This window comes from Paenisporosarcina sp. NPDC076907 (assembly GCF_050269735.1).
Lineage (GTDB): Bacteria > Bacillota > Bacilli > Bacillales_A > Planococcaceae > Paenisporosarcina.
Genome location: NZ_JBNNIX010000004.1, coordinates 64,239 through 90,966, shown reverse-complemented (window position 1 = coordinate 90,966; position 26,728 = coordinate 64,239). Strand labels below are relative to the sequence as shown.

The window sequence follows — 26,728 nt, the reverse complement described above, 5'->3', positions numbered from 1 at the left end:
TGATCCCGTATAATTGTCCGAGAGTTCCACGATTTCCTCGAACTGAACACCTGAATTATAGTAATCGATACCTTGATCTTATTCTCCAACATTAAGATTAGAATATAGTTCGTTTTTCATATTTAAACGCTGCGTATTTAAGTTGTATTTAGAAAACTTGTACCTCATATACCTTGAGATATCTTCTTCATGTGTAGATAAAAATATCTGTTTCTCTCTAAACTCATTTCGTAAAAGCTCAACAAATGATGCCATATTTATTTCATCCATAGTTTGTACTGGGTCATCTATCAAAAGCATATTTATAGAATCATTTCCATACACCTTATTCAAAGCTAATGTAAACGCAATAACAAGACCTGATAGTTGCCCTGATGATAGATAATTTATTGCATCGTGATTTGACTCAATACTTGCAACAAATCTGATACTCTTTTGGCCAAAACTATCACTTTCATGAATGAACATACCACATCCTCTTTGATAATCTTGTATAATCTTCCCACTATAAATATAGAAAGGAATCTCTATATCACGAATGATTTTTGTCCAATGAGAGATAATCTTTTCTTCATATATTTGGACAATAGCTCTAATCTTTTGCAGAGCCCTTTCTAATTTATCTAATTTTATATTAATTTCTTGAATTTCTCTTTTTAAATTAATGATGCTTTCTGAACTTTTATGATAATATTGATAATCAATATAACGTACCTTTTCTTCAATTTTTTGTAATTCAATACTCCTAACTCTTTTTGAATCATTATCAAATATTCGAGAATACAATGATTTTTTTTCATCATGTTTAGAATATTCAGCACTACTTTGATATTTTTTTTGTAATAAAAGTGTGATAAGACCTTCTTTTTTTATTTCTATATCTAATACTTCTTTTTTGTCTTTATTCAAAAAATCATCAATGATTACATTATTATTTTGACACCATTTATTAAAAGCCAAGATATCTTCTTTAATTTTATCACTTTCTTTTAATTGATATAAAAATTTTCTATCAATAATATTCTCATTATTTGTTAGATAACTATCAATCCAATTAATTATGGGAACCAAATAATCCCTATGTAATTGATTAATTTCTATATCAAAATTTCTTGTTGATGTATCGTATGAACCTTTAAACTTTTTACTTTTTGTTTGAATAGCACTAATTAAACCTTCATACGATTTCCAATCCGCACCACATAATGGGCAATCACTATTATTTTCGGAATTTTTAATTTTATCAAAGTGCTCAATTAAAATATCCCTTGTAACATTCATCTCTTGTATTACTTCAGAAAGTTCTCCCATTCTTTGCTTATAACTTTTTAAAACATCAACTTTTTGACTAATCGTATTAATATCAGACTCTATATCAACCAAACTTTCTATTTCAGCAAAAGGAAAAACTTTTAAATTTTCTTTTAAATTTTCTATGCTTAGCTTTTCCTTAAGTTTTCTGATGCGATCTTCCTTTACCACTAATTCTCTAAATGAACTATATTCATTTAAAAATTCATAACCGATAATAGTACTAGATAATAATTGATGATTTTCTACATATTTTTGTATCTCTAAATTAGATTCCACTTTAATAAATTCATTAAAATCCCTAGAAAACCTATAAATTTCTCTAAGCTCTTGTAAATATCTATCTCTTGTTTCTTTTTGAACAATAATATCTTCTTTATCCCAATCCTTTTTAATTTTATCCTCTGGAAATAATGAAAAGTATTCTACATTTTTTAATTGTTCTTTTTGAACTTGACTAATACCTATTGTTAGAGATTTTAGAAGTCTTTGCTTTTCATTTAGCTGACCCTTCGGATTATTAAGGGTTCTAAATTCTTTTTCTAATTTTATTTTTATTTTTTTAAATTTATAAAGTTCTTGCTCCTCAGTTTTTGTGTCAAATAACTGCGATATTACATCCATTCTTTCTTTTGCAGGCTGCTTTAAAAAATATGTATTCTCTTCTTGCTGAACATAATAAAATAAACTAAAATACCGATTTAAATTTTTAAAACCTAACTTCTTATTTATCTCTACTAAATCTATTATTGTTTCTCCTGAACAAGGTGAATAAAATTCTTGTAATAAGTGAGTTTCAAATAGTCCCCAATTATCCGGTTTCCTGTCTAATGCATTTAAAGGAATTTGAGAATTAAATCGTTTTGCTACGGTAAAAGTTTCTTCTTCATTACAAAACTCTATCTTAATTATAGTGTCTCTTTTTTTATTATTCGAAAATAGTAAATCATTATAGCCAAATCTCCCATCAGCTGTATTGGATACTCTAGATATTACTCCGCTCAACACTAATTCAATGGCATCAAATATTGTAGTTTTACCAAAACCATTTGGTCCATCTAATACAATAAAATCTTTATTCAAAAAATCCATTTCTAATTTTTGTATATGTTTAAAATTTTCAATATAAATTCTTTTAATTTTATAGTTTCCCATCTTCACCACCTACCATTTCTAAAATTCGATTTACACATTCATCACTTTCTTCGTCCAGTGTTAATACATATTTAGATAAATGATGAAGTTTTTCAGATTCCAGTTTTGTTTTTAAGTTCAATGCTAAATCGTCCAACTGTTTATCATTTCTTTGAAATCTAATAAAAGGTACTTTTATCAACAACTTAGAAGAAATGTCATATAGTTCTGCTTCTGAACCTTCATTTGAATTTTTAAATTTAGAAAATAAACTTGAATTATTCACAATGTCATTAAGTATCATATTGGAAGATTTTTCTTCTTCATTAAATAAACTACTTAAATTTTCTAATTCTTTTTGTGAATAAGAAATAACATATTTTTTGAAATAGTAGGGATCTTCTTCTATTTCAAATATCAAATCCATTATTTTATCTTTAGATCGGTCACTCTGTTTTAAACACACTAACATTGAAAGGTTTTTATCTATTCGTTCATCATACCCTTCATCCAAACTTTTAATTTTATTATAATAATCTGGCACTTTATTGATTAAAAAATCCTCGCTGATTTCTGTCAAAAACACAACTAAATAAAAGTTTACTGAATCATTTTGATAATTCGATGCGAAAAAAGCTTCTTCTTCAATTAAGTCCGCAAAGTTTTGGACTATAAAATTATTATCTAAAAAAATGCTTCTTAATATATTTTTCATTAGTTTAATTCTCCTTCCGCATTATTCATATCAATTAATCTAATACTCTTTATTTTTGATATTCTTTGGTAATAATTTTCTTCTTGTTCTATTACGGAATCTTTTAATATATTTGGATCAGGAATATTTTTGTGAATTTTATCATCATCTAATTTGTCTAAATTTATTGATTTAGTAATTATGATATCTATTTCATTTAATAATTCAGGATTTGCGTTACTTACAATTCTTTTTGCTAATTTTTTATTTCTAATTGGATGATTATCATCAATAATTGCAGAAGGTAAGTATGTAAGATTAGTTTTTTGTTCATCTTGTTTTTTTATATATACAACTTTCCCAAAATCTAACTCTATCTTGATTTTTTTTATAATTTCAAAGAATCCATCCGACATACTTGTTTTATAAAGACACGCGGAGAGCATTTTAATTATATGGTCAGGATGATCTCGATTAATTTCATTATCAGGAGTGATTTTTAAACAAAATTCTATAAACTGGTTTTCATCTAATAAATTCAAGCTATCCATAAATGCTTTTATTTTTTTTATATCATCATTAGTTATTAATCCTTCTTGCTCTTCCATACACAACTCATCTAAATAATCTCTAGTAATATAATTAAAATGGTTCTTCAAATAATAAGATGCGTACTCTTTACTAAATATTTCATAATTTGTAGTTGCTATTATATAAATATTTTCAAAATTAATAGTTACCTTTTCCTCATTTTCACCTCTTTGAATTGAATTGTGTCTTTCTCTAATATTCCTATCAACCAATCCCAACAATTGGTAATATGCTCTATCCAAATGTATTAGTGTTGCAGTATCTCCCAAAATCGTTTCCAATTCATTTTTTATCATTGCTTCAATTTCATCCATTGTACAATGTTGGGAATTTTCTCCATAATTATATAATTTAAATTTATTAAAAACCTCATCATATTTGCCAGATTTTTTCACATAATCATGACATTCCTTAGGTGTGAAATATTTCCTTTTTTTACCTAGAGTAACTTCGGAATCATCAGAACCATCAGGATCTTTTTTATTTTCTATTGGCGCTGTATACGTTAATAGATTCTCTTTAAGATTTTCTAATCTACTCAAAGCTTTAGTCACATGAAGATAAGCGTAATTCACTTCTTCAATGTCTAAAGTTTTGGCTAACAATGACCATATAGCATCTTTATAATTTGCAGGCCCTGATTCATTGTAGGTCTTTACTTGATGAATAAATTTGTACTTTCCATCTACTTTAATAGAAAAATCCTCTAACCATTCGAGTTCTAGTTCATATTTCTTAGAACTTTCTTTATCTAGTTGCAACTCATTTATCATCTTGAGTACAACATATATTCCAACCTTACCTTGGTGATTATAACCATTCCAACTAGGGCTAGCATCAGTTGTATAACCTGATGTGCTACTCTTCATTACTTTTAAATCCACTATTTCCAACTCGCTTCCAACTCCTATTACTTAAAATTAAATAGATATTTTTTCATTGAAAATTTTCCGAGCATTTGCATTAAATTTTTATTACTATGTCTTACTTTTCCACCTTGATTCATGAACAAATGCAATGTTTGTAGCCATTGTTCTAGACAGCTCAAGCTCCGTAACGATGACATAATCAATTTCTTGGCACTCTCAATAAACGCGTACTATTTCAAACTTTTCTGGTGACGGTTCGTAGCTAAATCTTTCTCTGGGTTGCTGAAATTGCTTAAAGCTTGTTGCTACATGTTTCTCTTGAACTTACTTCCCCTTCATAACCCCAATAAGCTTCCCATTAATCAGCACATCTTCTTTCTTCATCTGAATAGGCTCGTATTTTGGGTTCTCAGAAAGAAGCAGGATAGAATCTCCCATCGGCATGAATTTTTTCATGGTTGCTTCTTCATCAATGATGGCAATAACGATATCCCCATTGGATGCAGATTGCTGACGGTTGACGATGACGACATCGCCTTTATCAATTCCGGCATCCTTCATGCTATCGCCCGTTACAATCAGTGCGAATGAGTTTGATTCTGAAATTAGCCAATCCTCAGGTAGTGTTAATGAAGAATCGTATTCGATATTAACGGTGATTGGTACACCTGCTGCTACGTTGCCGATAAGTGGTATTTGGCATTTGGTTTCGTAATCGACAAATAATCCTGATTCTTCGTCAGTAATTTCCACTACTTCTTCATTGTCTAATTCTGTTGCGACACTATATTTTTTATTGTTTTTAAAGTTTGTGTACGTTCTTCTGTTTTTTGTTTCAGGCAAGAATTGCGGTTGACATTTTGGTAGGTCATTGAGAATTTCTCCTGATCGATTCATACAAATGACATCAAGTCCATCCGTGACAATGCCATACAGTACACGAGGATTTGCTTCCATGTACGTCTTTAATTGTTCGGTGGCATCTTTAATGCCACTTCCGAATTGCTTTACTTCGGCAAAAATGTAAGGGAAGACTTCCCCGTTTTTATAAATTTGTACTGCAATATCTACATAGCCTTTTTGGGAAAATTGTTGGACCGGAAACTCCAATTCCAAAAGTTCTAGTGGGTATCCATATGTTTGTTTAAGTTCACGGATCAACCATTGCCGAACCACTTCTTCTTTTGAATTGGGATCTTGGATTTGGTTTTTCAATTGATAATCCTGAATGCCTATGGATCGGAATGGACGTAAGTGGCAGTCTCTCTGAATCCTCAAGTATTCCAAGTTCATTTCTTTAATAAACTTGGATGGTTTAGCAACAGATGACATATACAACAACTCATTTGCACGTGTCATCCCTACGTACAATAATTTTCGTTCTTCCGAGTCCATCGTTTCCTCGTCATCTAAATCAACCAATCGCGTATTTGGCAGAACTCCGGCATTTAAATCAATTAAGAAAATAACTTTAAATTCTAATCCTTTAATCGAGTGCATGGTGATTAATTTCACTTTATCTGAATCAAAGTTTGCTTCGGCAGACTGAAGAATTTCACATGGTATCCCTCCATTCTCTAGGCCTAAGCTCGCGCTTTCAATGAGACGTTTTTCTTTTGCCACGATACAGATTTCGGAATACTCATAGTCATTCTTCAGCGTCTGTATTTCTTTTAATAGGAAGTTGATTTGGTCTTGGCTAGTCTTAAAGAATCGATAAATCGGTGGATGTCCGTGACGATCGATTAAGGAAGGCCTTACAAAGTCTACATTCGTATTGATGGTCGGATCATTTTCAATGAGCTGAAAAGCTGCTTTAGAGATTTCAGTCGTCGTTCGATAATTTTTGCTCAGTATTCTTGATTTTCCGCTCATGTCATAGCCAATTGTGGTGTACGGTCTGCCTTTTCCAAGCCATGATTGCGAATAAATACTCTGGGTGTTGTCTGCAACAAAGAGAATCGAAGAATACGATTTCTCCTGGTAAATACACTTTATAAACTCAAGCTGTACTTTGGTCAGGTCTTGGCTTTCATCAATGATGACATGCGTGTACTTCCTATGTTTCATTTGTTGGGCTTCTAGCAAAGCCATTGCGTTCATTTGCTTGTAGGTCACATATCCCTCTTTTGCAAGCATGTCATTGAAAGTTTCCATTAATTCATAGATTGCTGCTCGAAGGTCAGAGTTTTTCAATAGTTTTTGAGGTGTACCACTCCCCCCTGCTGCACGGCCGATTCGGTCAATTTGTTGGTACGTTTCTAAATCTTCAATTTGACAAGCATTAATCCAAGTCACTTCATCCAATAAAAACATACTGTTTTTTGGTGATAGGATTTTGCTTTTCGGATATTTCTGTTGCACTTGATGAATTGCCCTGATGATCACCTTATGCTCCAAACCATAATTGGATGGTTCCAAGGCTAATTTCATACGCTTCGTATATTGTTTAAAATATTTATACATGAGGCTATCAATTGTGACGATTTCAACTTCACTTTCTTTTGAAAATAACTGCTCATATTGTTCCTGTTCTTCATCGGCAAGTTTATGAAATTGATACTTTATGTATTGAAGTAATGTTTTGTTGTAAGTAACGAGTAGAATCGTGTCATCTTCTTCGTGACTATAATGATTTTGCAAAAAAGAAATGCGTCGGATTGCCACGGTCGTCTTCCCTGACCCTGCCACACCCTTCACCATCATATGACCATTTGGTTCAAGCTCCACAATCCGTCTTTGCTCCATGTTCAGTTTCATTTTGCCACCTCCATTCTATAATTTTCCAATATTATCTTCTTCTCTCTATTTTAGGTATTGAATAGGTATATAGCAACTTCATTTTCTGAAATATCAACAATTTCTCGGTAGTTTCTCACTTTCTCAACAACTCAAAAAGCCCCGGAAAACAAGTTTTCCAGAACTCCACCTTAAGAGGTTTTGTTGTTTATTAATATCCGAGTGAAAACACCCCTCCCGGAATGGAATCAAATGAAGAATGTGACTATGTTAGCCTCAAACAGAATGCATTTCCACTTCTAATTTTTCATATATAAAAATGATAAAATATAGCAAATTATAAAAATTTAAAAATGTCTGTAACGAAACGATGATTTTTTAGATATATAAGTTGAAAGGAGGTTGAACATTGGGTGAGCTTACGGAGATTTATGAAGAATATGCGGATCAAGTATTAAAATATTTAATGGTACTTTGTCGTAATGTAGACATTGCAGAAGAGCTGACGCAAGAGACTTTTTATCAAGCTGTTCGTTCAATTGATACTTATAATGGCGAATGTAAAATGTCGGTTTGGCTTTGTCAAATTGCAAAATATACATATTATAAATACGTTGATAACCAGGTCAAACAACCGCAATTACCACATTTACTGAACGAATACCCTTCAGTAGAAAACAACGTTATTGAAAATGAAAATAAAATTGCACTTTATCAGATGATTCATTTGTTAGAGGAGCCGTATAAAGAAATTGTGTTACTTCGTATTCTTGGCGGATTAACCTTTAAAGAAATTGGAGAAATACACCTAAAAAACGAGAATTGGGCAAGGGTTACCTTTTACCGAGCCAAATTAAAATTAAGAGAGCGAGGGAGTTTGAATGAAGAATGAATGTTATATTGTGCGAGATTTATTACCGTCTTATATAGATCAACTATGTAGTGAAGAAAGTTCAAGATTTGTAGAGCAACACATCAACACATGCGAACAATGTGCTCAGCATCTGCAACAAATGCGTGTTGAATTTAATACGAAAGAGCAAACAGAGATTCCAGCTCGTTTAGAACAAAAGAAACCTTTTTACAAGATCTCTCATTTTTTCAAAGCACAAAAGATTTTTACAAATTTTTTAAGTATTTCCTTCTGGGTTGCTCTCATCGTAACAGTTGTACTTTTTATATACTCTTTTAACATGTTATCCGATCTTAACGATGAGCGTGAAGAGGCACAAGCAATTGAACAACAAAAGCAGGATATTATGGAAAAGTCGTTTGATGTTTTATCGACACAGACAACTATTGATGAAGCAGCACTACAATCCATTTATCAAGAATACAATGGACAATTAGAGCATTTAGCTGTGTTTTCCACTAAAAATATGGAAGATGATTTAACATATTTACAAAAAGGTCCAACTAATACATTTCCAATTGATTATTCACAAGCAGCACTTGTTATTGGAGACGGTGGAAAGATCACAGAGCCGATCATTCCTAGTGATTATGATATTGGAACTGTGGCGATGGCAAATGATCAATGGATTGTGCAATATGAATTTCAAGAATCTTATCTACAAACAATTGAAAATGCATTTCAGATTAAACATTATGCTCCATCAAATTGGACTGTCTTTCAGTTACCAATTGTGTTTATCATCATTACTATGTTCATTTTAGGGAGCTGGCTGTTTCAAAAACGTATTACAAAACCTGTAAAAAATATGTTAGTTTAAATCATCTTTGGATTGAGTAAATATACAAAATAAAATGCCTGTCATCAGTGAAGTGATAAACTACTTCATTCGATGACAGGCATTAATAATTACTCGAATCGCTACTCGGCTGTTTCAATCTCTAACTTATCCAGTAACCTAATATGCTCAATATGTTCATCCCCACCAGTAAAGCCACTTCCATTCAACGCATTTACAGTGGGTAGCACTTTGCCGGAACGATCATAGGCCATCCAGCCAAGATACATATAATGTTCTATAAAGAAATTACTGAATATATCTGGCTGTTTAGCTGTCTCCAACTCTGTATAGGAAGCCAAAATGGATGACCAACTATCTGGCAATGGCATGGTACCGTATGATGTGTCCGAGAGTTCAACCATTTTCTCGAGCTGAACACCTGGATCATAGTAATCGATGTCATCCGTAATGTGGAATGACCGATCTTTTATCAGATAGAATTTCAACTTTTCAATGGGTATTTCAGGTGAGATGTTCCACACCAAGTGAGTAGTGGAGAAATCTCCATCCTCAATGCGCCATGAATGTGGTTCTCCTCCTGTATTGACTCTCGCTAGCTTCCATTTTCTTTGTTGCCAAACCCAATGACTGACTCCATAATTGTTCTCTTCCGATATAAACGGAACAAATACATGTTTTTCATCAAGCACGATGGTATCCTGAATCTCTTTTACATTTGCTAGGGGGAAAATGTGATTGATTTCCTCAATCAATTCGTCCTTGTCCGGAAAGGAACTCGGATTAATAGAAGTAATCCAATAAATCAAACTTAAGATCAGCAATATGGCCATGACACTTAATATGATAAGTAGTTTTTTCTTTGACACCTTAATTTCCCCCCTCAATCAGAGAGTGTTTAAAGCGAAAATAATGTTGTTCTTTTGGAGTGGATATCAAAAGTCCTTTTCCATCTTCTTCAATATAAGCTACAGAGATCAGTCCACTGCCCCATTTTGGGATAGCTCCAATTAGTTGGTAAGGAAACTTTTCTTGTGTGTTGGTCGAATCCGCCCCCAAATCCGCTTTGTGGTACCAGACTTCGCTATGAATCGGTTCTTCACTGAAATCAAGGATGGTTGCCAAAGCATTTTCTTTATCCATTTTCTCATGCTTTACCCCAGCGTGAATTGGGATAATGGTAGCATTATCAATGTTCGAAAGAAATATTGAAGGTTCACTTGGATAAATGAACTGAAAAATGGGAACCGCAAGCAACGCAAAAGCGAGAAAGATAAAGTTGGCTGCAAAACCAAGCCAGGCAAAAGGCCGGTACGTCTGCCACTCCTCATTCTTTTTCCTGAAATAAGCATATAAAATCCATACACCTATCGGTAAAATCGATATTCTCATCAACGTACCGAAAATCTCAGTATTAATTGAAAACGAAAATAATCCGACTAGCATGACCACTAGCACTTTCCAGATTCTCGATTTATTTAATTGTCTGTTATATAGTCGATATGCAATCCATGCTACGACACACCATGCTAATATTGTCACACTCACTTCCACCACATTGTTATTCTCCAAGAAAATCATTCCCCTTATTGCAATGATTGTACCGTTTCAAGCTCATAATTCTAGTGAGCATCTTTTTAACTTCGACAAACAAGTCTAAAAACCTTCCAAAATTTTCTTTTTATAGGTCTATTTCCTAATCTCTTTAGATTAACAAGATGAGACCGATTAATATATTAAAAATGAATGGTAACAGCAATATCTTTTATTTCTACATAAAATTCTTATAAGCGGGGATCTTAAGGAGAGTTCTAATAACGATCATTAATTGGATGGTGTTCGCTATCAAAAAAATTAAAAGAAACCAGGATTCTTTAGAAATATTTGTAAAGATATCTGCTATTTCAGGATTTACTGTTTTAATGTTAACTGACGACATAGGAGTTGCAGTCCTTACGAGCATCCTTACATTTTTATTTGCAAAAGCTTGGGAAACTTATCGTATTTATTCAATTAAATCCATGTTACAAAAATCTAATATATCGGATATTGATATGATGAATGGCGTTGAGTTTGAGAATTTTTTAGCACAATTATTTGCATCTAGAGGATACAAAGTTGAATTAACTGCAACGTCAGGAGACAACGGTGCAGATTTGATATTAAACAGAGGAAAAAAACGAATTGTAGTTCAAGTGAAACGTTATAGCAAACCTGTAGGTGTAAAAGCAATTCAAGAAGTTAATTCATCAATTAAAGTGTATAAAGCTAATGAAGCTTGGGTGGTTACGAATAATGAATATACAAGAGCTGCAATTGCATTAGCTAAAGTAAATGATGTACATTTGATTGGAAGAAACCAACTTATTAAATTGATAGCTCAAGCCAATTCAATTCATAAACCAAAAATATTTGCAAACTTTTGGAAGTTTAACTTTCAAGATAAGATAAGGAAAATTTGAATTAAACTATATTTTCAAATTACAGAAGTAAATTCCTCGCAATATTATTTGTTTCCTACTCAGTAGTATGCGGATGATCTTGCTCTCCTTAAAACCTTCAAGCATTAAGCTTTACTGTTATTCTTTATAAGAGATACGACACTTTATCTATAAAAGCGAAGCAGCCGAAGATTCAATTTCGGCTGCTAAAAACTTATGGACATCTCCCTCATCATACGGCCTATCTCAAAAATCGCTGCAAATTCAGCATTTGTTACTTTAGAAAGGACGGATCCATCTTCGCTTCGGTAATAGTTGAAGCCATCACAATACACATAATCGTACACATCACTAATGTCATAAACAGACCTAGGAATTACTTCTCCTTTGCCTTGTATAATACCAGTTGATATTGAATGATTTCCTCCATGGACAAATGCTACCCCCATTGGTAACCATAATTCTACATAGTGATTATTGAAATCTTGACACCACTGTCCCATTTTTCTACCTTCCCCAATCAGAGCGATAGAAGTGACCAACCTAGATTTTTTCCAAGACCATGGTAATACTAAATCCCGATTTAAAGAAATGGCTCTATCTATTTTTACTTCTCTCATTACATCTGTAAACTTTGTACCATCATTAGATATCCTGGTTATTGGATCAAATAACACTTCTTTTGGAAACAAATTTGGTAAATCAGATTCATCTATTTCATATAAAAGGTTCGATAAATAGAGAGATTGCAGTTGCTTTCCAATTAATCTAACAACATCGATTAATGGATGTTCATTCTTTACATGTATTCCATTTTCAATTTCCTTAAAATCCTTTGATTCTTTCAAAACTGATTGAGTAAATTCCATAATCATATCAAAGTTGTTTTTAGCTTCTAAATTGATTGATGATGTATGGAATTCTTCATTGTGATGCATGAAGCCTTTTGAATGCTTTTTTCTATATTCGAACATTTCAAAGCCTCCTTCATAGGTAAATTAAACATATGAAGATTTTAGACTATTAATTCTTCTTAATCTGTCTCTTTAACCTTGAATAATATATCCCTTAGCCTTGTTCCCCAGTGTCAAATATGATCATATTTGACACTGGCATGTCTGTTCTGATACCACAAAAAGCCCCAGAATCAGATTACGATTCCAGGGCAATGATTAACTCTATTTTAATACCAGCACTACTATATTTTCACATCTAATACGTTCGTCTTAAGATAATGATAAACCCCATCCTCATCACAACTATATTCTGTTACATCATCCACCACCGTTTTAATGTGATCCGGTGCATTTTTCATCGCCACTGAGTGAGTGACAAACTCGAACATTTTCAGGTCGTTGTCACTGTCGCCGATGGCTAACGTTTCACAGCCTGTTAAGTTAAATCGCTCCAGCATTTGTTTGATTCCTGATGCTTTGCTGATGTTTGCGACCATGACTTCTGCATTGTGAGGAGAGGAAGGTGTCATCGTGAATGGCATTTCTTTCTGTAATTGTTCCAGTTCCATTTTCCAGTTATTTATTGCTTCTTTGGTTCTTGCGAAGAAGTAAAACTTCGAAAAATGCGTTCCTGTGATCTCTTCTGTCCACTCAATTTCTTCTTTAATCGCTTTTTGGCGTGAAATCCACTCATTGATTTCAACTGATTCAGGCTTCGGTTCTCTTATTTCATCTAACACATATTCTTTATCCTGCTGTAAAACCTTTCGAGAATGGCCGTATGGGAAAAGCTCGTAATACACTTTGTTTTCCCGTGCTTTGTCGATGATCGTTTCGACTAGTTCACGTGATAGTGAATGCTCGAATACTACTTCTTCTCCGATATAGCCAGCCATGCCGTTAGCGGTGATCATCGCGTCTACTTCAAATCCTTCAGGCAGCATCTCTTTTATTTCCGCTGCGTTTCTCCCAGTCGCAATAAAAACGAAAATCCCTTCTTTTCGCAGGTCATCTATGATTTCTTTCGTGTGAATGCTTACCTTGTTGTGATGATTTAAGATGGTTCCGTCCATGTCTAAAAATATCGCTTTCGGTTTTACGTTCATTGTGCTTCCTCCTAAATATGTAAATCGAATTCATTCAGCTAGTATACGCTTCGAGTTTTCCAAACTCAATGAATATACCTCTACTCTTTTAGGTGTTCCTGTATAATAGAAGGAACATCTATTTTTCCACAACTTCCAAGTATGATTCATGTTCTTTCTTGAATATAATGAAGGTTAAACAAGTGTACATAACTGAACGACGATAGAAAAATTGTCTGTTTGTACAAGTCCATCTGGCAGAAGAAAAGACCAGACGGCGGATGGAGGCTGCTATGAAACAGATACTGACGATAGAAAAAGTGCTGAATAATAATGTTGTCATTGCCCATCATGATACGTTCAAAGAAGTTGTATTGATTGGAAAAGGCATTGGATTTGATCGAAAAAAAGGAGATGACATCTCTTTTGATAAGGCGGATAAAACGTTTTTGCTGAAAGATGAGAAGGAAAAGGAGCAATACGTGAATCTGCTCCCTCATATTGAAGAAAACCTCATTACCTTTATCCAGGAACTGCTTCTCTATATCGAAGAACAAATGGACAAAGAGTTGAATGAGCATATTCATGTAGCGCTAACCGACCATCTTGCTTTTGCGATTAGGCGTGCTAAAAAAGATATGCAGTTCTCCAATCCATTCCTTTATGAAATCGAGGCCTTGTATCCAAAAGAGCACCAAGTCGCTAAAGGCGTCGTAAAAAAAGTGGAAGATCACCTGGAACTGGTGTTTCCAGAAGGAGAAATCGGTTTTATCGCGCTTCATATTCATAGTGCGGTAACGGACAAATCGTTGCGTGACATCAACCGATATAATCTTCTTATTACAAAACTGGTTGAAATCATTGAGGAAAACCTATCCATTCATCTGGAAAAGAACGATGTCGATTATCATAGGCTAATCCAGCATTTGCACCGGGCCATTGACCGGGCACATAAAGGAAATCCGATTGAAAAAGAGAGCAAGCTGGAGGAATTGTTGAAAAAAGAATATCCTGTGTGCTATACTCTTGCGTGGAAGCTAATAAAAGTGATGCAAAATCAATTAAATAAACCAGTAGATGAAGCTGAAGTCTTATATTTGACGATTCATCTGCAACGCTTAATAAATAAATCCTAAGTCAACCATACGTGTTACTGATTCGATCAGGCATGAGTATGAAAAGATTTACAGGTTATTTCTGTGGGGAACTTCTCCCCCCTTTTTAACCTTGTCTTTTCTACTCATGCCTTTTTATTTTGTGGTTATTGATTATTTGTGTCCTTTCATTAGCAGAATTTACATTATTGCATCTCTCATTTGATTAAAAAGGAGGAATTTTCGATGTCTACTAAATCTGCTCGATCCACTAATTTATTTGGCGTTATGCAAAAGGTCGGTAAAGCGTTGATGCTTCCGGTAGCCCTTTTGCCAGCAGCAGGTATTCTGCTTGCATTTGGTACAAGTTTTGCACAAGATTCATTTATTGAAGCAGTGCCATTTATGGGTGCTGACTGGATTCAAAAGTTATTGTTCATCATGGCCCAGGCCGGTGGGGTTGTATTTGATAATCTGCCTTTACTGTTTGCTGTTGGAGTGGCAATTGGTCTAGCCGGTGGTGACGGTGTAGCTGGTCTCGCCGCGATTATCGGGTACTTGATTATGAATGTGACCATGAAAGCCATTGGCAATATAACGCCAGAGATGGTTACCGAATCTCCTGCCTATGCCACCGTCTTAGGTACCCCTACGCTACAAACGGGTGTATTCGGTGGTATTATCGTCGGTGTATTAGCTGCATTTTTGTACAATAAGTTCTTTAACATTCAATTGCCGCAGTTTCTTGGCTTCTTTGCAGGGAAACGTTTTGTCCCAATTGTTACCGCTTTCTCTGCGGTTCTACTTGGTATCGTGATGTTTATGGTTTGGCCATTTGCTCAAAGTGGCTTGAACGGTTTATCACATTTCATGTTGGAAACAAACCGCACACTTGCGGCTTTCGTATTCGGTTTAGTTGAACGTTCATTAATTCCATTTGGGTTGCACCATATTTTCTATTCACCATTTTGGTTTGAATTTGGAACATATACAAATGCAGCTGGAGAAATTTTCCGTGGCGACCAACGAATTTTCTTTGCACAGTTAGAAGATGGCACAGAGTTCACAGCTGGTACCTTTATGACAGGTAAATTCCCGTTCATGATGTTCGGTCTTCCGGCAGCGGCACTGGCGATTTATCACACGGCTCGTCCTGAGAAGAAAAAACTTGTCGGTGGGATTATGGCTTCAGGTGCTCTTACTTCATTCTTAACAGGAATTACAGAACCACTTGAATTCTCTTTCTTGTTCGTAGCACCAGTATTATTCGGTATCCATGCAGTTTTCGCAGGACTATCGTTTATGACGATGCACTTGCTAGACGTTAAAATCGGAATGACCTTCTCCGGTGGTTTGATTGACTTCCTACTATTCGGCGTTATGCCAGGTAGAACTGAATGGTTCTGGGTAATTGTTGTAGGACTAGTCTTCGCTGTCATTTACTACTTCGGTTTCCGTTTTGCGATTAAGAAGTTCAACTTGATGACACCAGGTCGTGAAGAAGACGATGCTGACGATAAAGACGGCGAAGTTGTCGGTGATCTTCCTTATGAGATTCTTGCAGCAATGGGTGGAAAAGAAAATATTAACCACCTGGATGCATGTATCACACGTCTGCGTGTCAGTGTAAATGATAAAGGCAATGTAGATAAAAACAGATTGAAAAAACTCGGCGCTTCCGGAGTTATGGAAGTCGGCAACAACATCCAAGCTATTTTCGGACCAGTTTCAGACAGTCTGCGCGGGCAAATGCAAGATATTATGAATGGCAAAGCTCCACGCAAACAAGAAGAAACGCCGAAAAATGTTGAAGTGAACGATACAGAAGTTGCAACTGATCACTCGAGTACACTTGCGTTCAGTAGTCCCCTTACAGGAGAAATCTTGCCGATTACAGACGTTCCTGACCAAGTATTCTCAGGAAAAATGGTAGGCGACGGATTTGCCATTAAACCTTCCAATGGTCAAGTCGTTTCACCTGTAAACGGTAAAGTGGTAACTGTCTTCCCTACCAAACATGCAATTGGCCTCGTAGCTGATAACGGCACAGAAATCCTGATTCACTTCGGAATTGATACCGTTAAGCTGAAAGGTGAAGGATTTACCTCGAAGATTGAACAAGGTGAACTTGTAAAACAAGGCCAAGTCTTGATGGAAGTAGATTTGGATTACGTTGAAAAGAACGCTCCATCTATTATCACGCCAATCGTCTTTACGAATTTGGCAGCAGGACAAACAGTGAACATCAAGAAATCTGGCAATGTGAATGCCAATGATCAAGACATTGTTGAGATTAGTGATGGGAACAACTGAAATATGTAAGTAACTTTTAAACCCCAGGTACCAGCGAATTATCGCAGGTGCCTGGGGTTTTTATCTCTAAATGGTTCAATAATAAAATTCTATAAAAGCACATCAAACTTTCATATCACTAACAAACCAGAAACTACTATTTTTGCAGCTCTAATAATCTCTTTCTTAACTTTGGATCACTCGCATAAATGTATAAACCATGGATGCCTCTTTTCATTAATACATTGATTGAATTAAGTATTATTTGTTCCTTGGCCTTTTCCACATCATGTATCCCATCTTTACCTCTATAAGCTTCTGTATCGCTATAGTTTCTTGTAACAATCCTCAAGTTATCTTTATTTTCATCGTAGGATACAGATGGACCTAAAATTACACCAACAAAATTTAAATCAAATCCTTGAATTGTATAAATTGAACCTGCTTCATTAACAGTAGATGCATTTTCAGCCCATGTTAATTTACTACTAGTAGAATTCCATGGTATTTTCAATCCATCTTCTTCAATAAAGTAGTGATTTCCATCTTTCTTATGCTCGTAGTCAAATGTAGCGACAACTCTTGATAAACTATGTTCTTTATTTTCCTTAGCTATTACATCATGCATTTCCTTTGCTGATTCAAAAATACGGAAGTCATATTTATCATTAGAAGGCATCTTAGTAATTTTTTTCTCAACGAATTCATCAATCCATTTAACCATTTCATCACTAGCTTGCATTCGAAACTGATCTTTTAAAATATATGGATCTTCTGTACCACAGTTAGTTAGAATCGCTTTTAATTTGGACTCATCCCAGTAGCTCTTTAACTTTAATACTTGCTTTTCATCGTAGACAACAATTACGATACGACTCCTCTTGATAATTTCTTCTAATTGATTTTGTCCATTAAACCCATTAAAACTATCAGCTCGACTTAGTAATAGATGTGCTTCGTCTACTAAAACGATATCTGCTTTTTTCTCATCTGAATTATGCTTGTTAATAAAGCTTGTTGGTTTCTCAAAATTATTTTTCTTAAGAGCTTTCACATTTTCTGCAATGCTTTTGTATGTCTTAAGCATTTCTGTATGATTTACAAGTAAAAAATTCTTTGTATCAAGTAATTTAGAATTCTTGTCCGCTGCAAGTTCCTGTATGCTATTAAATACAGAACTAAGCACCACACTTTTTCCGACACCCGCTTCGCCTTTTATTATAAAGACATAAGGTTGATCATCATTAATATGTTCTTCACATACTTCGATTATTTTGTTTTTCAGCTCTAATTGCGTAATAGATAATTCTTTAAAAGGTGACAACTTAAATACATCTCTATTTTCAATTACCTGTTTAGCATTATCCACGATTTTTTCACTTAATAGTTTTTTCCAGATTTCCTCAAATATCTGTTTATCAAAAAGATCCTTATCATAATAATTATGTACAACGTTTTGGATAGTTTGACTTTTATTCTGAAGCTTGTAACGACCATCACCTAAAAAATAATTAATCAATTTCGTTTCTATATTATATGTAGCTGAACGGTGAAATTTCTCATGGGTTATTAACGTCATTTTACTTAATTTTTTTCTTTCAGGATTTTTCAAATGCGCTTTCATACGGTTTTTGAAGGCGACAGTCTCACCAATATATACAGTTGTATGGTTATTAAGAAAATACACTACAGGGTAATCCAAAAAAAATTCATTTTCAATCGTATTCAAAGCAGTTTTATCAAATGGCCATTTCCTAATTTCCACACTACTCATTTTCACGCACCCTCTCTCTATATCGGATAACTCATCCAAAAGCCTTAAAGCGTTTTTGTAAATTATACCATTTTAATTTCAAGTATATTGTTCGAAATTTACTGATTTTAAAAAGCAGAATACCAACTCCAACTATCACGCCAATCGTATTTTCGAATTTGGCAGCAGGACAAACTGTGAACATCAAGAAATCTGGCAATGTGAATGCGAATGAGCAAGACATTGTTGATATTATTGATGGAGACAACTGAAATATGTAATTAACTTTTAAACCCCAGGTACCAGCGAATCGCAGGTGCCTGGGGTTTTTATCATTCTCGACTAGTGGCCTTAAAATTGCCTTGATTCCATATAGAACATGAGAAATAAATCTAGAATAAGTTAATGTTCCATAAACTTACTTTTCTCTTTTAAAAATTTTATCGATTTTCTCGCTGTCGAATTTTTCTGTAAATCACTGATTTTGTTTAATTTGAATTGGTTAGGGAATACTAAATTTGGTCATTTAGAATCCTTAAATAGAAATAGGGTCTATAAAAATATTAGAAATAATTAAATGCGTAATTATTGGAGGGTGAGCTTTCTGTGAAATTGTATCAAGTTAGAAAAGGGCAAATAGTATATTTTCAGAATGAATTACACAAGGTTTATTCGGTAAAACCTATGTATAGAAAATCTGTCCATCTTATGAAATTGAGGGATTTATCACAGCATTTAAGCAGTGCGGCGGAAATCGATAAGTACCAGCCAAAGGAGCTGGATAGCTTTATTTTCAATAAAAACATCTATACTCTCAGCAAGGATCGAAAAGCTGAAGAAGGAGACTATATTTTAATTACTAATCCGAATCCTGATTACTTGGATCATTATTCTCTTAATGAAATCGAGGTCGTGGCATCCGTTGAATCCAAAGGTGTTGTTACGAGCAAGTCTAATGGGGTTAGGCATAATGAGTATCTTTTGATGGTTCCAGGCCGCCATGAACACAGCAACCCGATTGAATATAGAGACATTCAAAATATAGAGGACAACAGCTTGAATGACCTTTCGAACTTCAATGCTGATATGCTGCCATCTATAGGGGATGTGTATAGAAGCAATGATAAAGACGAATCAATCGAAGCGATGGTGATCGCTATGCAAGGCAATACTGTATTTCTCGGTGGCAATTTAGAGTTGGCACTTGAAGAGTTGATGAACACTGAAAAATGGGAATTTCTCTATAACCTACTTGATCAATAATTTCTTGATTTCATCTTCACAATCGGACTTATCTGCCTTTTAATTTCACATTTTATTTCTGTTGGAGGTTTACATGAACGTTAATAAGCTAAAAGAAAATAGTGTATTTATCATTTCACTTATATTGACCCTTATCTTCATTGCATGGGGGGTCTTTTTCACAGATTTACTTACCAAAGTAACCGATACCATTTATAATGCATCCATTGATTATCTTGGATGGGTTTATATTGGCGCTACCCTTTTCTTTGTGATTTTTTCCATCTATTTGCTGTTTTCAAAGTATGGCCATATTCGGTTAGGCAAGCAGACAGACCGTCCTGATTTCAATACCGCATCCTGGCTAGCCATGTTGTTTGGAGCAGGAATGGGTATTGGGATTGTTTACTGGAGTGTCGCTGAGCCAATCACTCACTATACGACCCCTCCATATGGAGAAGGCTATACAATTGATGCTGCCAATACGGCCATGAAATATACCTTTTTCCATTGGGGTCTTCATCCTTGGGCGATTTACACGGTTATTGGACTAGCTCTTGCTCTATGCCAATATAACAAAAAACTGCCTGCAGCCATTAGTTCTGTTTTCTATCCGTTGCTAAAAGAAAGAATTTATGGACCCATTGGTAAAACAATTGATATTCTGTCTGTATTTGCAACTGTCTTTGGCATTGCCACATCTCTTGGCCTTGGAGCCTTACAAGTTACTGCAGGGATGCATTCCATATTCGGTGCTCCCAATACGTTACTTGTTCAGTTGATTGTTATTGCCGTAGCTACAGTTATTTTCCTGATTTCAATCAACACTGGTTTGGAGAAGGGAATTCAATACTTATCAAACGCGGCCATGATTATATCGTTTGCTATTTTGTTATTAATATTAATTGTCGGTCCAACCCTGACCATCATTAAAGTATTCTTTAATACGTCTGGTCTCTATATCAATGATTTTGTCCAAATGAGTTTAAGGATGAGACCATTTGGTGAAGGAGAATGGATTGCATCCTGGACATTATTTTATTGGGCTTGGTGGATTGCATGGGCACCGTTTGTCGGCATGTTCATCGCTCGAATTTCTAGGGGAAGAACGGTAAAAGAGTTTGTCATCGGCGTGTTAATCGTTCCGACACTAGGTACGTGTATTTGGATGTCTATCTTTGGCGGTTCCGCTCTTGACATGGTTGTCAACTCAGAAAACCATGAACTGGCCACCTACATTAAGGACAATGTATCTCTGGCAATTTTCACATTCTTTGATCATCTTCCGTTAAGTTCCGTATTAAGCCTTATGGGATTTGCTCTTGTTGCTATTTACTACGTAACCGTTGCAGATACGTCTACCTTTGTATTAGGCATGTTGAGTGAAGGTGGTACATTGAATCCTTCCAATAAAATCAAAATGACATGGGGCATTATTCAATCAGCAGTAGCAGCAGTCCTGCTAATATCGGGTGGATTAGAAGTATTGCAAACAGCTTCTATTGCAGCAGCATTTCCATTCGCTATCATAATGATCTTCATGTGCTACTCCTTGCTGAAAGGGCTGCAAAGTGAATTGGAAATACAACCAAGAAGTAAAAGTCATAGAACAGTGGTAAGAAAAACGACACCATCTTCGTTTAAAAATATTTGAATCGAAAAAAATGGAGCCTTTTGTGGCTCCATTTTTTTGTGTATATGAAGTTATTTCGTCCAAAGTTCAAGCTTATAAATGTCCCCGTAAATTAGCCCGTTAGAAATTTATGAAAATTCTTATTTAGCCCAGCGTTCAAGTTTAGGGATATTTCTTGTAAAGAAGCCCGTTAGGAATTTTGGGATTTTGAACTCGATTAGCTTTTGCTTTACTAGTTCCTTCATTTGTTCTGCGGTTAAATCCGGATGGGTAAAGACACCGTTTTCATAGCAATGGCTACAGTATTTTTTGCTTTTTTCTCCGTTTGCTTCCGTCCCGCCGCCCTTTTCATCACGGGCAAGTGGCATTCCACAGCTTTGACAATTTTTATATTGTTTTTCCATTTCTACTCTCCTGCTATAGGTGTTATCATGAATTTTATTTTGCGTTTACATCGGGTTGATGAATGCCAAAAATATTGCCTTCGGTATCAATATAATACCCTTGCCAAGCCATTCCAGGCAAAGCATATTTGGCCATTGCAACCTTGCCGCCATTTTCAATAATTTTAGCTTCTGTTAAATCGTAGTTTTCCACGCCCATTGTACAAGCAAATCCATTTAAAGCTTGGCCGGATTCCGGCGGTGCACTTTGACGCTGCATTAGAGCCCCATTGATTCCAGGTTCATTTTCATCACCAGTCACAGCTCCAAAGTAAGGCATCCCTGCATATTCACTATAATCTTGAAATGACCATCCAAATACCTCGCCATAAAATTTCTTTGCCTGTTCCATATCATTCACATGAATTTCAAAGTGTACTAATCTTCCCATAATGACCTCCTGAATTTTGATTACATCTTTGTCAAAAGAAGTTTCTATCATGTAAGTATTCTCTGTCTGTTGACCAGGTTCCTTTTTAACTAGATTAAAATTTTTTCAGTGTTTCGGACACAGGGGAATATCTTATAGTTGATTCCTTTCGAATGACCGTTTTAATTTATTTCATTTTCAAAATATGTTCATGTCGAAGCATTGCCAAAACCTCAGGATTTTTCAAGAAAATAAAACCCCCTTATATCGGTTCACTCTTAATAATTACAAGAGCATTTCCGGCATAGGGGGTTCGCACGAGTAAAGCTAAATTCTTTTGCTTTCCAACTACTTATTAAATACTATTTTCCCTTCCTTACGACGCTTCTTATATTCAGCTGTTGCTGTAAAAAGAACGTCTGTTGATGAATTAAGGGCTGTTTCAAATGAATCTTGTAAAACACCAATAATGAAGCCTACACCAACTACCTGCATAGCAACATCAGCAGGGATTCCAAACAAGCTACACGCTAAAGGAATCAGCAATAGTGAACCACCAGCAACACCAGAGGCACCACAAGCACAAACAGCTGACAATACGCTTAGAATAATGGCTGTAGGAATGTCCACTTGAATTCCAAGTGTATGCACTGCAGCAAGTGTTAAAACAGAAATCGTAACTGCAGCACCAGCCATATTGACTGTAGCACCTAATGGAATGGATACAGAATAAGTGTCTTTATCCAAACCTAGCTTTTCACATAATGTCATATTTACAGGAATGTTTGCAGCAGAGCTGCGTGTAAAGAATGCTGTAATACCGCTTTCCTTTAAGCACTTCAATACAAGTGGATATGGGTTCTGGCGTATGTTTACATATACGATGAGTGGGTTGACCACAAGAGCCACAAAGAACATACATCCAATCAAAACGGCAAGCAATTTACCATAGCTTAGCAACGACGCAATTCCATTTGTAGTTATCGACTCGATCACTAGACCCATAATACCAAATGGCGCGAACTTAATGACCCATCCAACCATTTTGGTTACAGCATCGGAGAAATTTGCTATTAACGTTTTTGTTGTATCAGAGGCAGTTCTTAACGCCAATCCAAGGACAATAGCCCAAGCTAAAATACCAATATAGTTAGCATTGTAAAGCGCACTGACAGGATTATCGACAATGTTTAACACTAATGTTTTAAGAACCTCAACTACACCGCCAGGAGCCGCCAAATCCTCAGCACCCTTTGTAAGTGTTATACTTACAGGGAAAATAAAACTAACAATTACAGCTATTAATCCAGCTAAAAACGTCCCCAATAGGTACAGGAAGATGATTGATTTCATATTTGTTTGCTGGCCACTTCTGTGCTGGGCGATCGACGCCATCACCAAGAACAGCACCAAGACAGGAGCGATTGCTTTTAGTGCACCTACAAATAAAGAACCTAATATGGTCACAGATTTCGCTGTTTCCGGAATCAAAACCGCCAGGATTATCCCAAGAATCAAGCCAATAGATATTTGCTTTACCAGACTTATCTGATTCCACATTTTCAATAGTTTCATAAATATTCCCCCTACTAGTTTCAAATCAAGTAGCACTATAACCAATTACGCTTTATTCATCTCCCATAGCATCAGAAGGATTGAAGGAGAAAATTGAATTCCAACCTATGTGATTGGCAAGGAATCACATGACTGTTTCATCCCACATTTTAAACACAACTATCATTCCAACTATCTGCATTGTAATGAATATTTCGATATTTTACAATACTATCATTACTATTGCAATGCATACAATTAATTGAATGTTCTTATAATTTAATCAGGTTTCGTCTATACTAAACCCTATATATTTAATGTGTATTACTATTCTACAAAGATTTATTCCACTAAAAACCATAATTATTTTCCTGCATTCTTCAAAACAAACTCAACATAAAAACGCCCCTACTTTTGGCAAGTAGAGACGTTATGCGTGTATGAATGGAATAGCTTAAACTTTGTGCCCCTGTGTCAAAACCAATCATGTTGATTTAAACTATCCTGAATGTTTGTATTTTCATGATTGTTTCGGACACAGTGGCATGTCTGATCAATATTCTTCCCCAAAGTTATCGAGCAATGTACGCACTTCATCTGTTGACTTTGTGCTCATCAATTGATTTCTTAATTCAGCAGCTCCACGGAATCCTTTGACATAAATTTTGAAAAAGCGATGAAGCCCTGTAATCGAACGTGGAAGTGCATCCGCATATTGATCTTGAAGATCAAGCTGCAGTCTTAAAAGATCAAGATATTCTTTACTGCTATGCTCTTTTGGCTCTTTTTCAAAAGCAAAAGGATTTTGAAAAATACCTCGCCCGATCATAACACCATCAATACCATATTGTTCAGCGAGCTTCAAGCCAGTTTGCCGGTCAGGAATATCCCCATTGATCGTCAAAAGTGTATCTGGTGCTATCGCGTCACGAAGTTTCTTGATTTCAGGAATCAGCTCCCAATGAGCATCTACTTGGCTCATTTCCTTCCTGGTACGCAGATGGATTGAAAGATTTGCAATGTCTTGTTCTAGTATGTGGGCGAGCCAATCCTGCCACTCCTCTACTTCCGTGTAACCAAGCCTTGTCTTCACACTTACAGGTAATCCTCCCGCTTTTGCGGCTTGAATGATATCTGCAGCGACTTCTGGACGGAGAATTAGACCGCTCCCCTTGCCTCTGGTAGCAACATTAGGGACGGGACAACCCATGTTGATGTCCACTCCCTTAAATCCAAGTTCCGCCATTCCAATACTCATTTGCCGAAAATATTCGGGCTTGTCCCCCCAGATATGGGCAACCATAGGCTGTTCATCTTCTGTAAAAAGCAAACGTCCACGCACACTCTGATTACCTTCTGGGTGACAATAACTCTCCGTGTTTGCAAACTCTGTAAAAAACACATCTGGTTTACCTGCTGCACTCACTACATGGCGAAAAACAACATCCGTCACATCTTCCATTGGTGCAAGTACAAAAAATGGTCGTGGTAAATCACGCCAAAAATTTTCTATCATTTCAAACTCAATTCCTCTCATGATGAATACAACTTTAAACTCTAGTCCAAACATATAAATCCAAATATTTCAATTCTTTTTCACTTATAACATGCTTAATAACTTTTCATCAAAAACAAGTGCACATGGATATCTATTGAAAAGATTAGAAATGTTTATTTTAACAAAAATCAGTCCTGAATGGGACATGTTGAGAAGTGCCTATAAATACGGGAACTTTTAGAATCAGTATACTAAGATTTATCATTAACGCAAAGGAAGTCCTCGAATCCATTATAAGATTCTGGACTTCCTTTTGAATTATTTCTTCAATTCCAACTAAGCAAACGCTATGTTCTGTTTGTCCAAAAAAATATCTCCCCTGTAAGGAATGATACAAGATAAAAAAGACCAATAACTAGAAAAGTAAAGTTAGCATTTAACTTCACTAAATCTAATTATCCTGTCTCTTTAAGACAATTATTAAGTACTCATTTACTCAAGCATAACAAAAAACATTTCAGGATCTAAAACCCAGGATTTATTATGCCCCGTATATTTCCAGTATAATACGATATATCCAAGCTGGTCAGCATGTGATGTTCCAGCTATATCATACTGTCCCTCCAGCTTATATGGCACAGTTCCGTCTATTTTTACAGGGTTTAGATGGGGAAAATCAATTACAAATCCTTCACGCGGTTCGATGAGCTTGCCGTCTTTGTCATAAACTGTTCCCTCATAAACTTCTTTTCTGGCGCTTACATCCAATGTATAGGATTGATTAAGTTTTTCACTTTTAACAAGCACTTTATAATTATCCATATATATAACTTTAAATCCCAAGGTTTCTGAAAGGCCCATAAATTGCTCTGGGTCAAGAATATATTCTGCATTGTTATTGAAAAATGATATGACATAGTAATATGTTAGTGCCCCGCTTCCTCCTACAGGGAGATTTACCATAATCTCCTTCGTATTTGAGTTAGTAAAGTTGACAAGAGTCAGCCATGGAGTATAAGCCATACTGTATTTTGAATACAAAGGAATAACATACCACTGCATCGTCCTGCCGTCCTGTACGATCACTTTTATTTTTTCATAAAAGGGATTCTCTGTCTTTTCACCTACTAGATAAACCGTATCCGGTATTTCGTCGCCATTTACATCTCCTATTTGTTTATCAAGTATATAAGCTCTATGAGGACTATCGTAATCATTGAAATAGTTGTTCAACGTGTCGACCTCCTAAAAATTATTATTCCGTCACTAAGATGTATGCAATTTGTTAAATTAAAATGAATTATTAATCATTCACAG

The 26,728-nt window shown here is 35.3% G+C and carries 21 protein-coding genes; 7 read left to right on the top strand and 14 right to left on the bottom strand.

Features of this window, described 5'->3' with window-relative positions; genetic code table 11:
- Positions 1-78 precede the first annotated feature (78 nt).
- The 4 genes from ACQKEV_RS13460 to lexA form a co-directional block, all read right to left on the bottom strand.
- Positions 79-2,466 (bottom strand): AAA family ATPase, encoded by a 2,388-nt coding sequence (locus ACQKEV_RS13460; protein ID WP_427446834.1) that lies wholly within the window; start codon positions 2,464-2,466, stop codon positions 79-81.
- Positions 2,453-3,160: an ABC-three component system middle component 1 gene (locus tag ACQKEV_RS13455; RefSeq protein ID WP_427446832.1), complete on the bottom strand. Its 708-nt coding sequence runs from the start codon at positions 3,158-3,160 to the stop codon at positions 2,453-2,455. The genes ACQKEV_RS13460 and ACQKEV_RS13455 overlap by 14 nt, the downstream gene beginning before the upstream one ends.
- On the bottom strand, positions 3,160-4,614 hold the full coding sequence (locus ACQKEV_RS13450) for an ABC-three component system protein (RefSeq protein ID WP_427447097.1): 1,455 nt from the start codon (positions 4,612-4,614) through the stop codon (positions 3,160-3,162). The genes ACQKEV_RS13455 and ACQKEV_RS13450 overlap by 1 nt, the downstream gene beginning before the upstream one ends.
- A gap of 309 nt (positions 4,615-4,923) precedes the next feature.
- A complete protein-coding gene (lexA, locus tag ACQKEV_RS13445) occupies positions 4,924-7,359 on the bottom strand; it encodes a transcriptional repressor LexA (protein WP_427446830.1) in 2,436 nt (811 codons plus the stop codon).
- A gap of 388 nt (positions 7,360-7,747) precedes the next feature.
- Here lexA and ACQKEV_RS13440 point away from each other — a divergent pair, with 388 nt between their 5' ends.
- Positions 7,748-8,230: an RNA polymerase sigma factor gene (locus ACQKEV_RS13440; protein WP_427446828.1), complete on the top strand. Its 483-nt coding sequence runs from the start codon at positions 7,748-7,750 to the stop codon at positions 8,228-8,230.
- Complete coding sequence (locus ACQKEV_RS13435; protein WP_427446826.1) at positions 8,220-9,071, top strand: zf-HC2 domain-containing protein; 852 nt, start codon at positions 8,220-8,222, stop codon at positions 9,069-9,071. Before ACQKEV_RS13440 ends, ACQKEV_RS13435 begins: the two co-directional genes overlap by 11 nt.
- A 101-nt stretch (positions 9,072-9,172) precedes the next feature.
- On the opposite strand, the gene ACQKEV_RS13430 is transcribed toward ACQKEV_RS13435, so the two are convergent.
- Together ACQKEV_RS13430 and ACQKEV_RS13425 are read right to left on the bottom strand one after the other, a co-directional pair.
- A complete protein-coding gene (locus tag ACQKEV_RS13430) occupies positions 9,173-9,919 on the bottom strand; it encodes a hypothetical protein (RefSeq protein ID WP_427446824.1) in 747 nt (248 codons plus the stop codon).
- A 1-nt stretch (position 9,920) separates the two neighbouring features.
- A complete protein-coding gene (locus ACQKEV_RS13425; RefSeq protein WP_427446822.1) occupies positions 9,921-10,622 on the bottom strand; it encodes a hypothetical protein in 702 nt (233 codons plus the stop codon).
- A gap of 263 nt (positions 10,623-10,885) precedes the next feature.
- Here ACQKEV_RS13425 and ACQKEV_RS13420 point away from each other — a divergent pair, with 263 nt between their 5' ends.
- Complete coding sequence (locus ACQKEV_RS13420; RefSeq protein WP_427446820.1) at positions 10,886-11,512, top strand: restriction endonuclease; 627 nt, start codon at positions 10,886-10,888, stop codon at positions 11,510-11,512.
- 185 nt (positions 11,513-11,697) lie between these two features.
- On the opposite strand, the gene ACQKEV_RS13415 is transcribed toward ACQKEV_RS13420, so the two are convergent.
- Complete coding sequence (locus ACQKEV_RS13415) at positions 11,698-12,465, bottom strand: DUF6710 family protein (RefSeq protein WP_427446818.1); 768 nt, start codon at positions 12,463-12,465, stop codon at positions 11,698-11,700.
- A gap of 224 nt (positions 12,466-12,689) precedes the next feature.
- Positions 12,690-13,553 (bottom strand): HAD family hydrolase, encoded by an 864-nt coding sequence (locus ACQKEV_RS13410; RefSeq protein ID WP_427446817.1) that lies wholly within the window; start codon positions 13,551-13,553, stop codon positions 12,690-12,692.
- A 272-nt stretch (positions 13,554-13,825) separates the two neighbouring features.
- On the opposite strand from ACQKEV_RS13410, the gene glcT reads away from it, so the two are divergent.
- A complete protein-coding gene (gene glcT, locus ACQKEV_RS13405; RefSeq protein WP_427446815.1) occupies positions 13,826-14,668 on the top strand; it encodes a glucose PTS transporter transcription antiterminator GlcT in 843 nt (280 codons plus the stop codon).
- 204 nt (positions 14,669-14,872) lie between these two features.
- Positions 14,873-16,939, top strand: coding sequence for a glucose-specific PTS transporter subunit IIBC (gene ptsG, locus ACQKEV_RS13400; RefSeq protein WP_427446813.1), 2,067 nt, complete (start codon positions 14,873-14,875; stop codon positions 16,937-16,939).
- Between the two features lie 136 nt (positions 16,940-17,075).
- Here the strand turns inward: ptsG and ACQKEV_RS13395 are convergent, their stop codons facing one another.
- Entirely contained in the window at positions 17,076-18,692 is a 1,617-nt protein-coding gene (locus ACQKEV_RS13395) for a DUF2075 domain-containing protein (RefSeq protein ID WP_427446811.1), read from the bottom strand.
- Positions 18,693-19,277: 585 nt separating this feature from the next.
- On the opposite strand from ACQKEV_RS13395, the gene ACQKEV_RS13390 reads away from it, so the two are divergent.
- Both ACQKEV_RS13390 and ACQKEV_RS13385 read left to right on the top strand, forming a co-directional pair.
- Positions 19,278-19,934, top strand: coding sequence for a hypothetical protein (locus tag ACQKEV_RS13390; RefSeq protein ID WP_427446809.1), 657 nt, complete (start codon positions 19,278-19,280; stop codon positions 19,932-19,934).
- Positions 19,935-20,007: 73 nt separating this feature from the next.
- On the top strand, positions 20,008-21,567 hold the full coding sequence (locus ACQKEV_RS13385; RefSeq protein WP_427446807.1) for a glycine betaine uptake BCCT transporter: 1,560 nt from the start codon (positions 20,008-20,010) through the stop codon (positions 21,565-21,567).
- 119 nt (positions 21,568-21,686) lie between these two features.
- On the opposite strand, the gene ACQKEV_RS13380 is transcribed toward ACQKEV_RS13385, so the two are convergent.
- From ACQKEV_RS13380 to ACQKEV_RS13360, 5 genes are all read right to left on the bottom strand, one after another.
- Positions 21,687-21,950, bottom strand: coding sequence for a zinc ribbon domain-containing protein (locus tag ACQKEV_RS13380; RefSeq protein WP_427446806.1), 264 nt, complete (start codon positions 21,948-21,950; stop codon positions 21,687-21,689).
- Between the two features lie 34 nt (positions 21,951-21,984).
- Positions 21,985-22,380 (bottom strand): VOC family protein, encoded by a 396-nt coding sequence (locus ACQKEV_RS13375; RefSeq protein WP_427446805.1) that lies wholly within the window; start codon positions 22,378-22,380, stop codon positions 21,985-21,987.
- A gap of 327 nt (positions 22,381-22,707) precedes the next feature.
- A complete protein-coding gene (gene sstT / locus ACQKEV_RS13370) occupies positions 22,708-23,934 on the bottom strand; it encodes a serine/threonine transporter SstT (protein WP_427446803.1) in 1,227 nt (408 codons plus the stop codon).
- A gap of 532 nt (positions 23,935-24,466) precedes the next feature.
- Positions 24,467-25,429: a tRNA dihydrouridine synthase gene (locus ACQKEV_RS13365; RefSeq protein WP_427446801.1), complete on the bottom strand. Its 963-nt coding sequence runs from the start codon at positions 25,427-25,429 to the stop codon at positions 24,467-24,469.
- Positions 25,430-25,903: 474 nt separating this feature from the next.
- The gene (locus ACQKEV_RS13360; protein ID WP_427446799.1) at positions 25,904-26,644 is read right to left on the bottom strand and encodes a hypothetical protein; all 741 of its coding nucleotides are present in this window, start codon (positions 26,642-26,644) and stop codon (positions 25,904-25,906) included.
- Positions 26,645-26,728 lie beyond the last annotated feature (84 nt).

Bases quoted from the DNA above. Each gene is read 5' to 3' on its own strand.
- ACQKEV_RS13460 (WP_427446834.1), bottom strand. From the start codon at position 2,466: ATGGGAAACTATAAAATTAAAAGAATTTATATTGAAAATTTTAAACAT.
- ACQKEV_RS13455 (WP_427446832.1), bottom strand. From the start codon at position 3,160: ATGAAAAATATATTAAGAAGCATTTTTTTAGATAATAATTTTATAGTC.
- lexA (WP_427446830.1), bottom strand. From the start codon at position 7,359: ATGAAACTGAACATGGAGCAAAGACGGATTGTGGAGCTTGAACCAAAT.
- ACQKEV_RS13435 (WP_427446826.1), top strand. From the start codon at position 8,220: ATGAAGAATGAATGTTATATTGTGCGAGATTTATTACCGTCTTATATA.
- ACQKEV_RS13415 (WP_427446818.1), bottom strand. From the start codon at position 12,465: ATGTTCGAATATAGAAAAAAGCATTCAAAAGGCTTCATGCATCACAAT.
- ACQKEV_RS13410 (WP_427446817.1), bottom strand. From the start codon at position 13,553: ATGAACGTAAAACCGAAAGCGATATTTTTAGACATGGACGGAACCATC.
- glcT (WP_427446815.1), top strand. From the start codon at position 13,826: ATGAAACAGATACTGACGATAGAAAAAGTGCTGAATAATAATGTTGTC.
- ptsG (WP_427446813.1), top strand. From the start codon at position 14,873: ATGTCTACTAAATCTGCTCGATCCACTAATTTATTTGGCGTTATGCAA.
- ACQKEV_RS13395 (WP_427446811.1), bottom strand. From the start codon at position 18,692: ATGAGTAGTGTGGAAATTAGGAAATGGCCATTTGATAAAACTGCTTTG.
- ACQKEV_RS13385 (WP_427446807.1), top strand. From the start codon at position 20,008: ATGAACGTTAATAAGCTAAAAGAAAATAGTGTATTTATCATTTCACTT.
- ACQKEV_RS13380 (WP_427446806.1), bottom strand. From the start codon at position 21,950: ATGGAAAAACAATATAAAAATTGTCAAAGCTGTGGAATGCCACTTGCC.
- ACQKEV_RS13375 (WP_427446805.1), bottom strand. From the start codon at position 22,380: ATGGGAAGATTAGTACACTTTGAAATTCATGTGAATGATATGGAACAG.
- sstT (WP_427446803.1), bottom strand. From the start codon at position 23,934: ATGAAACTATTGAAAATGTGGAATCAGATAAGTCTGGTAAAGCAAATA.
- ACQKEV_RS13365 (WP_427446801.1), bottom strand. From the start codon at position 25,429: ATGATAGAAAATTTTTGGCGTGATTTACCACGACCATTTTTTGTACTT.